Genomic DNA, 13093 nt, shown 5'->3' on the forward strand with positions numbered 1-13093 from the left:
GATCAGGTTTCCGGCGCATAGAGGCCGGTGGAAAGATAGCGATCGCCTCGATCGCAGACGATGAACACGATGACCGCATTGTCGACCTGCTCGGCGACCCTGAGCGCCCCCGCCAGCGCACCGCCGGAGGAGACACCGGCGAGAATCCCCTCTTCCCGCGCCAATCGACGCATGTGTTCCTCGGCTTCCTGCTGGCCGATGTCCAGCACGCTGTCGACTCGCTGCGGTTCGAAGATGCCGGGCAGATAGGCCTCGGGCCAGCGCCGGATACCCGCGATGCTCGCGCCGTCCGCCGGCTGCAGACCGACGATCTGGATCGACGGATTGCGCTCCTTGAGATAGCGCGACGTTCCCATGATGGTACCCGTGGTACCCATCGCACTGACGAAATGGGTGATACGCCCCGCGGTCTGTTCCCACAGTTCAGGGCCGGTGGTGCGATAGTGGGCCAACGGATTGTCGGGATTGGCAAACTGGTTCAGCGGCTTGCCCTCGCCTCGCGCGATCATCTCGTCGGCCAGGTCTCTCGCGCCCTCCATGCCGGCCTCCTTGCTGACGCCGACCAGCTTGGCGCCATAAGCCGCCATCGCCTGCTTGCGCTCGCTCGAGGCATTGTCCGGCATGATCAGGACCATCTTGTACCCCATGACCGCCGCGGCCATGGCCAGCGCGATGCCGGTATTGCCGGAGGTCGCCTCGATCAGCGTGTCGCCCGGCGAGATGTCGCCGCGGGTTTCGGCTTCGCGAAGCATGGACAGTGCGGGACGATCCTTGACCGAGCCGGCCGGGTTGTTACCCTCCAGCTTGGCCAGAATCGTGTTGTCGCGCCCAGCGTTGATGCGGGCGAGCCTGACCAGCGGCGTATTGCCGACAGTCTGCGCGAGTGTGGGAAATGCCATAGAGAAGTCCCTGAAGCTAAAGTCTGGACGGTTTCAGTCGAGGCCATTGGTGGAAGCGGCCGGCTGAAATCGGTAAGTAGAATGACACCAGTATATCGAAGCCAGCGGGGGACATGACAGCGGTCATCGTGACGCGGTACCGACTCGTGCCCTTACATTGGCGTCTCGAGACGACACCGAGAAACCCTTCGTAAGATATAGTCGATTCAAGTGACGCCCAGGATTACGGTTTTATAGGTAATCGCCGATAAAAACGCCAAGAGAACGCCAAGGGCTTCGAGTATTCATGGTTCCACGCTGGCTGATTCTGCTTTCGACGCTGTCTTCCCTGCTGCTGCTCGGCTTTACCGGGTGGCACGCCTGGGAATGGCATCATGGCAACGCCCAGATGCTGTCTCGTCGGCTGCAGAGCATCAATCGTGTCTTCACGCCGTCACTGGCCGAAGCCGCGCAGAATGAGGACATGGCTCAGGTCCATGAGCTGCTGACCCGCCTGACTCGCGACCCGGCGATCCTCAACGCCACGCTCAGAGATGAAAGCGGCAATGCTCGCGATTCCACGGGGGAGATGCCGCCTCCTGCCGGGTTGGAAACACTGCCGCCGATACTACACACCGGCCATCATGATGGCGTTCAGCGATGGGTTCAGCCGCTGGAGGAATTTGCCGGCTCGCGGTCGACGCATCGCTATTGGCTGGATCTGAGCCTCGATCCCCAACGCGCCAGTCCCCTCTCGGGAGATCGGGTCGACTGGTGGACGCCGCTGGTGGCGTTGTTGTTGGCCTCACCGGCAATGCTGGCCTGGCGGCAATCACGCCGCGGCGAAGAGATCGGGCGCCAGCGGGAACCGGTCGAACCTGAGCTCGAGACCAGGACCGACACCGAGAAGGACAGCGAAACCGAAAGAGACAGCGAATCATCGCGCGCTCCGCCGACATCACTACTCCAGGCCCTCCCCGACGCCGATCTCAGCTATGTCAGCCATGAACTGCGCGCCCCGCTATCCGGAGTGCTGGGGTTTTGTCGGTTGCTGGAGAACAGCCCTCTCGACGTCCAGCAGCGGGAATGGCTACGTCATATCCACCTGGCTTCCAACGGGCTGCTTGACACCGTCGACCATGTGCTGGGAGACACCCGCCGTTGCCGCGCCGACAATGTGTTCGACATCACCGACGTGCTGTGGGAGGTCCTGTGTCTGCAGACGCCGTTGGCGCAATCACGAGGCATCACGCTGTTGGCGATCGTCTACGATGATGTTCCCCCTCGCCTCGTCGGAGCCGATGTCGGCATCCGCCAACTGCTGACCAACCTGATCAACAATGCCATCAAGTATGGCGGCGAGGGTGATGTGGTCGTTCGAGTCGTCCTCGAGAGCCGTGAAGGCAGCGCCGTGCGGTTGCGTCTGAGCGTCAGCGACGGTGGCAGCCTCGATCCAGCACACGGCAGGCGCCTCGAAAAGGCGGTCGATCGTGGCCCGGCGCGACAGAGCGATGCCGAGGCCGGCGTAGGCGTCGGCATCTGCCATCGTCTGGTCGCGAACATGAACGGAACACTGGTGCTGGGCGCGCGCTCGGGCAAGGGCCACACCCTCGTTGCCAACATCGGGCTGGAAGCGTGCGCGCCCTACGTCCGCCCGGCGGAATTCGACCTCGAAGGCGCGGAGATTGCGCTGTGGCAACCCCATGCGCGGCTTGCCTATCTCCTCGATTACGCGCTCAAGCGCTGGCGCGCGCGCCCGATATCGCTGGCCGAGTCGGATTTTCTGAGCGCGCCAAGTGACACGAGTCAGCTGGCGATTATCGGTATCGACATCGAGGATCTGGAACCCGAGGCCCGCGAATCCTGGCAATCGCGCTTCGACGCCATGGAGCGTCCCTGTCTGGTGGTCGCCAACGTCGCGCCGAGCCAGCCACTCAACTGGAGTCTGCCGAGGGGAAGCGTCGTGTTACGGCTGCCGATATCGCGCTACATTCTCGGCCGGACGTTGGCCAAGATGCTCGCCGAACGCCGTCAGCGGATGCTACCTCCCCGTCCTCGCATCCTGGTCGTCGATGACGACGAAGTCTCGCAACACTATCTGGACGCCCTGCTTCCCATCTTCGGTGTCGACGTGGTGATCGCCGGAACGGCCGCGGAAGCCTATGCCGTTGCGAAAGAAGAGACCCTCGATCTGGTACTGATGGATCTGCGTCTACCCGATACCGGTGGCGTTGAGGCAACGCGTCGCCTGAGAGGCCTGAGTCGGGCATGGGGGCTTAAACCGATCATCGCGATGACCGCCGAGCCGGCAGCGTACGAGGACTATGTTGAGGACAGCGGCAGCGCCGAAGGCCGCGAAACTGTCGAGGACGAGAACTGCCCCGAGGATGAGAACGGGCTGGAGAACGAAAACAGCTCCGTGGACGAAAAGCGTCTGGGAGACAAGAACGGCCTGGTGCATGACGGCTTCAACGAGAGATTGATCAAGCCGCTGGACGAGCGTCTGCTGAGAGACCTGCTGGGCCGCTACTTGCCACTAGCGGCGCCGCCCAGCGTTGGCGCCACCATTCCGCCTCCGCAACGGGGCCTTGCGGCGTCCGCCACTACCGCGGGCTCCCGCCCGTCATCACAGCCCGATGATCTGCCGGTCGTCGACAAGGCCGAGGGGCGACGACTCAGCGGCAATCGCGCAGCGCTCGCCGAGGAGATGCTGACGATGCTGGTCGCGAGCCTGCCCGCTTACCGCCGCCAACTGCAGGATGCGTGGCAGCGCCATGACGTCGAACAGCTCGTGGAGATCGCGCACCAGCTCGGCGGCGGCTGCCGCTACTGCGGCGTACCGCAGCTATCGGCGAACTGCGACGTACTGGAGAATCGAGCCCGGCGCCAGCCGCTGGACGATTGCGGTGAGGCGTTTCGCGACCTGATGGCCGCCTGCGATCGTCTCATCGTATGGGCCGACGACCAGAAGATCACCGCGAATCGCTGAGGGTCTTACGCGTGAACGTGGCCGTGGTCATCGTCGGCGTCATGATCGTGTTCATGGTCGTGGTCGTGGTCGTGGTCGTGGTCGAAAGACTCGATCTGGGCGACGAGCCCCGACTCCTGGCCCGCGATCATCAGCCGCTTCATCTCCGCCACGGCTTCCTTGAGACCGACGAACAGCGCTCGTGCAATGATCGCATGGCCGATATTGAGCTCGTGGATACCGGCGATGGCCGCGACCGCCTCGACGTTGTGATAGTGCAGACCGTGACCGGCATTCACCACCAGCCCCAGCTCGTCGGCGAACTCCGCGGCGGCGACCAGGCGCGCGTACTCGAGGCGCTGGGCCTCACCGGTAGTCTCCGCATAGGCACCGGTATGCAACTCGACGATGGGCGCACCGGCCTCGAACGCCGCCTGGATCTGGGCCGGTTCGGGATCGATGAACAGCGACACCCGGCAGCCGGCGGCCGCCAGACGCGTGCAGGCATCGGTGACGGCGTCACGGCCGGCAGCGACGTCGAGGCCCCCTTCGGTGGTCAACTCCTCGCGCTTTTCCGGTACCAGGCAGACATCACTGGGCTTCAGCCGCTCGGCCAGCGCGATCATCTCTTCGGTGACGGCCATCTCCAGATTCATGCGCGTGTTGAGTACGGCCGCAATCAGCTCGACGTCGCGCTCCTGAATATGGCGGCGATCTTCGCGCAGATGCAGCGTGATACCGTCGGCGCCGGCTTCCTCGGCCAGCAGCGCCGCCTGGACGGGATCGGGATAGCGGGACCCGCGTGCCTGGCGCAACGTCGCAACGTGGTCGATGTTGACCCCCAACTGGATTCGGGTAGCGATCATCGGCTCGATCTCCTTGTTTTGATAGGTAGAAGCTGTGATAGACAAAAGCTGTGATAGACAAAAGCTGTGATAGGCAAAAGCTGTGGTGGGCAAAACGAGAATGGTGTCGCAGCGGGTCTTCGATACAGAACCCGAACCCGACATCGATCACGCTCAGGAATGCCCCTGCCGACGACGCTGACCGAGGCGCTGCATCAGCTCTCGGGAGCGCAACGGCTGATTGCCGAGCAACGGCGCCAGGGCGGCGCGGGTCAAGGCCTTGCTCAAACCGGCCAGCCCCGGTGAGTCCCAGTCGCCGCGCGCCAGCAGCTTGAGACTGCGGCCGTCCCATCCGGGAAGATGCGCTGCAATCGGCATGAATCGGCGACTCTCGGGTAGATAGGTGTAACGCACGGAAGGATCGAGCGGCGCGTCGTCCAGATCGAGAAACACCGGGTCGGCGTCCAGCGTTTCCAGCAGCGTGATCTCGAGGCGGCGCAGACTGGTGGCGCGCTCCGCCGGACGGGTCAGACGCTCGATCGCCCAGGCGTAGATGGCGAATACGTCCCCCGCCGGCAAACCCACCGGCAGCGCACGGGTCAGCAGTTCGTTGGCGTAAAAACCGCAGAGCAGTCCCTCGCCGGCCAGCAATACCGCGCTCTGGCTGGTTTCCATCATCCGCAGGCGCTTGAGATCGCCGTCGCCGACCCAGGTCAGATGCAGCGGCGCAAAGGGCTGAAGTTTGCTGCGCGACTTGCTGCCCGCTCGCTGCACCCCCTGGGCCACGGCGCGCACGCGGCCGTGTTCGAGGGTGATGACATCGACCAGCGCACTGGTTTCCCGGTAAGGCCGCTTGTGCAGGAGGTAGGCCGGCTGGGGCGTCATTGCCGTTGTCTCTTGAGAAAAGCGTAGGTCAGCAAGGAAGTCGCAGGCCGTCGTTCAATCGTGGTTATAGCCGAGACTTTTCAGCGCACGGTCATCGTCGGACCAGCCGCGTTTGACCTTGACCCAGAGGTTGAGCATGACCTTGCTGTCGAACGCGCGCTCCATCTCCTGACGCGCCTCGATACCGATCTTCTTGATCCGCTCGCCCTTGTCGCCGATCAGGATCTTCTTCTGGCCCTGACGCTCGACCAGCATAAGCGCGCTGATGTGAATGACCTTGCCTTCATCGCGAAACTCTTCGATCTCGACGGTCATCTGATAGGGAAGCTCGTCGCCCAGCTGGCGCATGACCTTCTCACGTACCAGTTCGGCCGCCAGAAAACGCTGGCTCTTGTTGGTGATCTGGTCATCCGGGAAATAGTGCACGCCCTCGGGCAGACGCTTGGCGACTTCGCCCTCGAGTTCGGGCACGTTGGTCCCGTCCTTGGCCGAAATCGGCAGAATCGCGGCGAACTCGCGTCTCGCCGACAGCGATTCCAGCCACGGCAGCAAGGTCGTCTTGTCCTCCAGCCAGTCTACCTTGTTGATCGCCAGGATCACCGGCGCCTCGACATGGGTCAGCTTGTCGAGAACGACCTGATCTTCGTCCGTCCAGCGCGTGCGATCGACCAGAAACACCACGCAGTCGACATCGCGCAGCGCCTGCGTCGCGGCCTGGTTCATGAACCGGTTGATCGCCTTGTTGCGATCGCGGGTCTGCAGGTGAATACCCGGCGTATCGACGTAGACGAACTGGACCTCGTTCTCGGTCTTGATCCCCATCACCTGATGACGCGTCGTTTGCGGACGGCGCGAAGTGATCGATATCTTCTGCCCCAGGATCCGATTCATCAGGGTCGACTTGCCCACGTTGGGGCGCCCGACGATCGCGACGAAACCACAGCTCTGTGTCATTGGCGCTTGCCCTTTGAGGGTTCGAGTTTGGACAACGCAAGTTCGGCGGCCTGCTGCTCGGCGATGCGCCGACTGGAGCCCTCTCCCAGCGTCGGCGATTCGTCGCCCAGCATCGAGACATGACACTCGACGCTGAAGGTCTGGGAGTGTGCTTCACCCTCGACCGAAATCACCTCGTAGCGCGGCAACGCCTGCTGGCGAGACTGCAGAAACTCCTGCAGCCGCGTCTTGGGATCCTTCTGCGTATTGTGCAGATCGATCGCCTCCAGCCGGGTACCGAACCAGGCCAGCACGCGGCTGCGTGCCACATCCATACCGGCATCGAGATAGATGGCGCCAATGACCCCTTCCAAGGCGTCGGCAAGAATCGAATCGCGCCGATGTCCGCCGCTTTTCATCTCCCCTGAGCCCAGCCGCAGACAGCCGCCCAGTTCGAATTCGCGGGCCACCACGGCCAGCGTCTGACCCTTGACGAGGCCTGCTCGCAGCCGGGACAGCTGACCTTCGCGTGCGGCCGGAAAGCGCTTGAACAACGCTTCGCCGATCACGAAATTGACGATCGAGTCTCCCAGAAACTCGAGTCTTTCGTTGTTGGAACCGCCGACGCTTCGATGCGTCAGGGCCAGTTCCAGCAGCGCCGGGTCACGAAAGTCGTGGCCGATACGACGGCTGAAGCCTTGCAGAGGATCACTCACGTCATTCCCATTGAGTCGTTATCTTTGAACCAAGTCTTATTTGAAACAAAGAGTCGTTGTCTTCGAAGCAAAGCGGGCGCGGGATAGCCCGTCGCCCGCTCCGCGAGTTGCTGCGTCACTGCCGTTACCTGAACCCGATGGTCTCGGCGGGTGGCGCAGCGGTTGCTTTAGCTTCCGGCTATATAAGGATCAGTTTATCTGTCGCACCGTACTGAAGCTAGGTAATCCACCATCCCAGTGCATCCACACCGCGAACGCCTTGCCGACGATATTCTTCTCCGGCACGAAGCCCCAGTAGCGGCTGTCATTGGAGTGATCGCGGTTGTCGCCCATCATGAAATATTCATGATCGGGAACCACGATCTCCCGCATCTGCGGCCCGGGGCTCTGCGGATTGTTGAAAATACTGTGATCGACATCGCCGAGATGCTCTGTGAACAGCTCTTCGCCGGGCGCCTCCGCCGGATCGGAGTCGGTCATCGACTTGGATACCGGTTCGCCGTTGACGTAGAGCTGCTTGTTCTCGTAGCGAATGCGATCGCCGGGCAAGCCGATGACGCGCTTGATGAAGTTGACCGACGGGTCCTCCGGGAAGCGGAAGACCATGACGTCACCCCGCTCCGGCTCGCCCAGATCCGCAATTTCGGTATTGATGACCGGCAGTCGCAGGCCGTAGCTGAACTTGTTGACCAGGATGAAATCGCCAATTTCGAGCGTCGGACGCATGGAACCGGAAGGAATCTGGAACGGCTCGATGATGAAGCTGCGCAGTACCAGCACGATCAGCAGCACGGGGAAGAACGAGCGAGCGTAATCGACCGGCCAGGGATCCTTGAACTCTGCGGTCTTGCCATCGCCCTTGGCTTCGGCATCGGCCCGCTGACGTCGATGACGTGAGCGACGCCAGAACAGGCTGTCCAGCAACCAGACGAGCCCTGTGATGGCGACAGCCAATACCAGTAACAGCGAAAAATCCATGACCTGTTTTCCTACTCGTTCATTTTGAGAACGGCAAGGAACGCATCCTGGGGTATTTCGACACGACCCACCTGCTTCATGCGTTTCTTGCCGGCTTTCTGCTTCTCCAGCAGTTTCTTCTTGCGTGACGTATCACCGCCGTAACATTTGGCCGTCACGTTCTTGCGCAGCGCCTTGACCGTGGATCTCGCGACCACGCTGCCGCCGATTGTCGCCTGGACGGCGACGTCGAACATCTGACGCGGGATCAGCTCTTTCATCTTGTCGACCAGGATGCGGCCGCGAGAGTGGGCATGATCGCGGTGAATGATCAGCGCCAGGGCATCGACACGCTCCCCGTTGATGAGGATATCCAGGCGCACCAGCTTGGCCGCCTCGAAACGCTCGAAGCTGTAGTCGAGAGACGCATAACCCTTGGAGATCGACTTGAGACGGTCGAAGAAATCCATCACGACTTCGGCCATCGGCAGTTCGTAGACGAGCTGCATCTGGTTGCCCAGCACCTGCATGTCGAGCTGCACGCCACGCCGATTGACGCATTCGGAGATGACGTTGCCCACATACTCCTGCGGGACCAGAATGCTGGCGCGCACGATCGGCTCGCGCATCTCCGCCACATTGGCCATGTCCGGCAGCTTCGACGGGTTGGAAATGGTGACCAGCTCGCCGTTGTCCATCAGGATTTCGTAGTTGACCGTGGGCGCCGTGGTCAGCAGATCGATGTCGTATTCGCGTTCCAGCCGCTCCTGGACGATCTCCATGTGCAGCGTGCCCAGGAAACCGACACGGAAGCCGAACCCGAGCGCGTCGGAATTTTCCGGCACGTAATCGAGCGAGGCATCGTTGAGCGCCAGCTTCTCGAGCGCGTCGCGGAAGTCCTCGTAGTCATCGGAACTGATCGGGAACATGCCCGCGTAGACCTGGGGCTTCACCTTCTGGAAACCGGGCAGGCGCGGCACGTCCTTGGTCTTGGTATGCGTGATGGTGTCGCCCACCGGCGCGCCCTGGATATCCTTGATCCCGGCGATGACGAAGCCGACTTCGCCGGCCCGCAGGATACCGGTGGAATTCTGCTTGGGCGTGAAATAGCCGATATCGGTCACGTCCCAATCGCGACCGGTCGACTTCATCCGGATCTTGTCGCCCTTTTTCAGCGTGCCGTCGAACAGCCGCACCAGCGACACGACGCCCTGATAATTATCGAACCAGGAGTCGATGATCAGCGCCTGGAGATCGCCTTCACGATCCCCCTGGGGTGGCGGTATGTCGCGAACGAGACGCTCGAGCAGCAGATCGATATTGAGACCGCTCTTGGCCGACACGCGTATGGCATCCTGCGCGTCGAGGCCGATGATCTCCTCGATCTCGTGAGCTACCTTATCCGGATCGGCCTGGGGCAGGTCCATCTTGTTGAGAACCGGGATGACTTCCAGATTCTGCTCGATGGCGGTGTAACAGTTGGCGACAGACTGCGCCTCGACGCCCTGGCCCGCGTCGACCACCAGCAACGCCCCTTCGCAGGCGTAGAGCGAGCGCGACACCTCGTAGGAGAAGTCGACATGCCCCGGCGTATCGATGAAGTTGAGCTGGTAGGTATGGCCATCCTGCGCCTGATAGTCGAGCGTGACCGACTGCGCCTTGATGGTGATGCCCCGCTCGCGTTCGAGATCCATCGAATCGAGCACCTGCTCCTTGAGCTCGCGATCCGTCAGGCCCCCGCAGAACTGGATGATGCGATCCGCCAGGGTGGATTTGCCATGGTCGATATGGGCGATGATCGAGAAGTTGCGAATGAACTTCAGTTGCTCGTTACTTGCAGCGTCTGCCATTTAAGCCTTACCGGTCATTTGTACACGCGCAGTCCGCACGGAGTGCTGTAGCCAAGTCGCGCGGTCGATTTCGAATTGGGCGCATTGTACCGACAAGGCCGGGGCAAAGACAGCGACAACCGGAACGCACACAGCCCCGCCAAAGCGGGGCTGTGTGAAGCTGCAACGTGTTGCTGTCGCGTCACCCGGCTCAGTCGCCGGACTTCAGGCGCAGCGCCACGAACAGCGAGTTGCCGTCACGCACGATTCGCACCGGAATCGCGCGATCGTCATCGGCTTTCTTGACCGCGTCGATCAACTGGTCGGCGCTGTCGATCGGCTTCTGATCGAAACTGACGACCACATCCCCCGGCTGAATACCTGCGGAAGCCGCCGCGCCACGCGGATCGACGCGACGCACCAGCGCGCCCTTGTCGATATCCAGCTGCTGTTTCTCCTGATCGTTGAGATCGCTGACCGCGATACCCAACTGGGTCTGATCGTTGGAGGATTCGCTGGATGGCGAACCGTCGGCGGCCATCTCTTCCGGCCAATCCCCTACGGTCACGTCGATGTCGCGCTCGGTACCGTCACGCATGACCTGAAGCTTGACCTCATCGCCCGGCGACACCTGACCGACCACGCGGGGCAGCGTAGTGGAGTCCTGAATATCCGACCCGTTGGCGCTCAGAATCACGTCGCCTGCCTTCAGACCGGCCTTCTGGGCAGGGCTGTCATCGCTGACGTCCGATACCAGCGCGCCGTTGGTGCCGTCGAGGCCGAACGATTCGGCAAGGTCCTTGGACACCGGCTGGATCACCACGCCCAACCAGCCGCGGCTGACATGACCTTCGGTGCGCAGCTGATCGGCGACATTCATGGCAACGCTGATCGGTACCGCGAACGATAGCCCCATGAAGCCGCCACTACGCGTATAGATCTGCGAATTGATACCCACGACCTCGCCGTCGAGATTGAACAGCGGCCCACCGGAGTTGCCCGGGTTGATCGCCACATCGGTCTGGATGAACGGTACGTAGGTCTCGCTCGGCAGCGTGCGGTTGATGGCGCTGACGATGCCGGCCGTCACCGAATGGTCGAAACCGAACGGAGAGCCGATGGCGGCAACCCACTCGCCGGCCTCGAGATCGTCTGAGTCACCGATCTTCAACGTCGGCAGATCGTTGGCGTCGACCTTGAGCAACGCCACGTCGGTGCGGGTGTCGGAACCCACCAGCTTGGCCGGCAGCTCACGCCGATCGTTCAGCCGCACCATAATTTCGTCGGCATCCTTGACCACGTGGGCGTTGGTCAGAATGTAGCCATCCTTGCGAATGACGAATCCCGACCCGAGGGATTTACGCTCCTCCTCTTCACCCTGGCCGCCTGGGCTACCGGGGATCTGCGGCATCTGATCGCCGAAGAAACGTCGGAATATCTCGGGGACGTCCTGCTGACCGTAAGGGCCGCTGGACGCGCTGATACTGCTGGTCGTGGCGATGTTGACGACGCCGGGCGCAGCCTGTTTGACCAACTTGGTAAAGTCGGGCAGTTCGCGTGCCTGTGCCGCCTGAACGGACAATAACGTCACGGCCATCAAGAGCCACGGAGCGAACCATCTTGTCATGCGTTCCATAAACACTCCTAAACATCGATGAAGACTCTGAGAGTCACACGTTGAGAAGATCGATGGCCGTGAGGGGTAAATTAAGCGCCGCTGATAAACCTCACGTCATCGCATCATCGCCGCGGCTGATGACAAGACGCGGCGACCACAGTCATTGATACGAAAAACCGGCAAGAGTTCAACGGGATGTAAAGTTTCTTTGCAGCGGCGGCAGCCATCGATTCGCTATCGCCAACGGCTATCGACGACCAGACTGCACGAAGAAACAGGACCCGCCAGCGGCGGTTCAGACATTGGCCCATGCTCGGGAATGCCATCAGAAGCTACGGGGAAGGACCGTCAGGAACCACCAGCGGAACTATTCAGCGGAACTATTCAGCGGAACTATCAGCGGAGCTGTCATCGACACTATCGGCAGCGGTGTCGCTGGCGCCGTCTTCATCATTCCACGCCACGCTCGAGGCGATGCGTGCCAGCACCTCGGCCGGGGCCTCCCCAAGCACCAGTATCTGCATGGGCCGACCCTGATGAATCACATGGCGAACAGCGCCGTAGGAGATACCCAGACGATGAATGCCCGCCAGCAAGGCGCGCCGGTCATTGGCCATGGGTTCGACGAAAAGGCTGATGCTGGTCAGGCCATCGCTGTAAAGGCGATGCTCCACCCGAGCACTCTGGTCGGGGCTTTCCGGGGGAATCGGCTGCGCGGTAAAACCCGCGGGCAGCCACTGCGCATGCCACGGGGAGTCCGCAGGCTGGAGGCCTGGCCCGAGACGCAACGTGCCAGCATAGAGCTTGGGCTTTTGAAGATCGGTTATCTGGAAGGTTTCGAGAATCTGTCCGTCGATGCCGATCATCTCGCGCTTGAGCGGCAACGCTGTCTCGCGATCGAGCCATAGGCGGTAGCCGTAGCGCAGCCCGTCCTGCGGTTCGACATCGAGTCGCCATGCCGGGCGGCCGGCGATCCGCTCGAGCGCCATCGGTTGGAGTTCGTAGTGTCCAACGATCTGGCGAGTGAGCTCGGCGGGTGCGACGCCGGCCGAGAAGCCCAGGGCGCTCTTTTTCGAGCCCTGGCCTACGCTGCCTCGCTTTTCCACAGCGATGGGCGGGCCATCAAGGAATCTGGCGGACTCGGTCTCGACCCCGTCTTCGACGCTGTGGGTCAGCGCCAGCGTTCTGACACCATCGAAGCTGATGCGGACGGCACGCGCTCCGAAGTTGTAGCAGTGGCTGGCCCAGAGACTGCGCTGAAACAACGCATCGGGGGAGACATCACTGTCGCTACCCGCGCCAAGATTACCGCAGTCGAAGGTTTCCTGGCCGGTTCTATCATCGGCAAGCGATGACGCCGGCATGGCAGCCGACGCTGCCACTACGGCGAATACCGCGGCCCAAGGGGCCCGAGGGGAGATCCGGAACATCAACGCGCGTCCGTGGCTCCGGCGCCGTCGATCC

10 protein-coding genes are annotated in these 13093 nt (G+C 62.0%); 1 reads left to right on the forward strand and 9 read right to left on the reverse strand.

Annotated features, from left to right (window positions below; genetic code table 11):
• Nucleotides 1-2 precede the first annotated feature (2 nt).
• Nucleotides 3-899 carry a cysteine synthase CysM gene (cysM, locus tag BTW08_RS10150; protein ID WP_075562404.1) on the reverse strand — a complete coding sequence of 299 codons (897 nt, stop codon included), beginning with the start codon at nucleotides 897-899 and terminating at the stop codon, nucleotides 3-5.
• A gap of 286 nt (nucleotides 900-1185) precedes the next feature.
• On the opposite strand from cysM, the gene BTW08_RS10155 reads away from it, so the two are divergent.
• Nucleotides 1186-3867: an Hpt domain-containing protein gene (locus BTW08_RS10155; protein WP_075562405.1), complete on the forward strand. Its 2682-nt coding sequence runs from the start codon at nucleotides 1186-1188 to the stop codon at nucleotides 3865-3867.
• 5 nt (nucleotides 3868-3872) lie between these two features.
• Here the strand turns inward: BTW08_RS10155 and pdxJ are convergent, their stop codons facing one another.
• The 8 genes from pdxJ to BTW08_RS10195 form a co-directional block, all read right to left on the reverse strand.
• On the reverse strand, nucleotides 3873-4712 hold the full coding sequence (gene pdxJ / locus BTW08_RS10160) for a pyridoxine 5'-phosphate synthase (protein ID WP_075562406.1): 840 nt from the start codon (nucleotides 4710-4712) through the stop codon (nucleotides 3873-3875).
• A gap of 153 nt (nucleotides 4713-4865) precedes the next feature.
• Nucleotides 4866-5576 (reverse strand): DNA repair protein RecO, encoded by a 711-nt coding sequence (gene recO / locus BTW08_RS10165; protein ID WP_075562407.1) that lies wholly within the window; start codon nucleotides 5574-5576, stop codon nucleotides 4866-4868.
• A 54-nt stretch (nucleotides 5577-5630) separates the two neighbouring features.
• On the reverse strand, nucleotides 5631-6530 hold the full coding sequence (gene era / locus BTW08_RS10170; RefSeq protein ID WP_075562408.1) for a GTPase Era: 900 nt from the start codon (nucleotides 6528-6530) through the stop codon (nucleotides 5631-5633).
• Complete coding sequence (gene rnc / locus BTW08_RS10175) at nucleotides 6527-7225, reverse strand: ribonuclease III (RefSeq protein WP_075562409.1); 699 nt, start codon at nucleotides 7223-7225, stop codon at nucleotides 6527-6529. Before rnc ends, era begins: the two co-directional genes overlap by 4 nt.
• A 189-nt stretch (nucleotides 7226-7414) precedes the next feature.
• Entirely contained in the window at nucleotides 7415-8203 is a 789-nt protein-coding gene (gene lepB / locus BTW08_RS10180; protein WP_075562410.1) for a signal peptidase I, read from the reverse strand.
• 11 nt (nucleotides 8204-8214) lie between these two features.
• A complete protein-coding gene (lepA, locus tag BTW08_RS10185) occupies nucleotides 8215-10032 on the reverse strand; it encodes a translation elongation factor 4 (protein ID WP_075562411.1) in 1818 nt (605 codons plus the stop codon).
• Between the two features lie 190 nt (nucleotides 10033-10222).
• Nucleotides 10223-11647, reverse strand: a complete 1425-nt coding sequence (locus BTW08_RS10190) for a DegQ family serine endoprotease (protein WP_075562412.1) — start codon at nucleotides 11645-11647, stop codon at nucleotides 10223-10225.
• Nucleotides 11648-12009: 362 nt separating this feature from the next.
• Nucleotides 12010-13093: MucB/RseB C-terminal domain-containing protein (locus BTW08_RS10195; RefSeq protein WP_210403232.1), on the reverse strand; the 1084-nt coding region annotated here is incomplete at its 5' end.

The sequence above is a fragment of the Salinicola sp. MH3R3-1 genome (assembly GCF_001937155.1).
Lineage (GTDB): Bacteria > Pseudomonadota > Gammaproteobacteria > Pseudomonadales > Halomonadaceae > Salinicola > Salinicola halophyticus.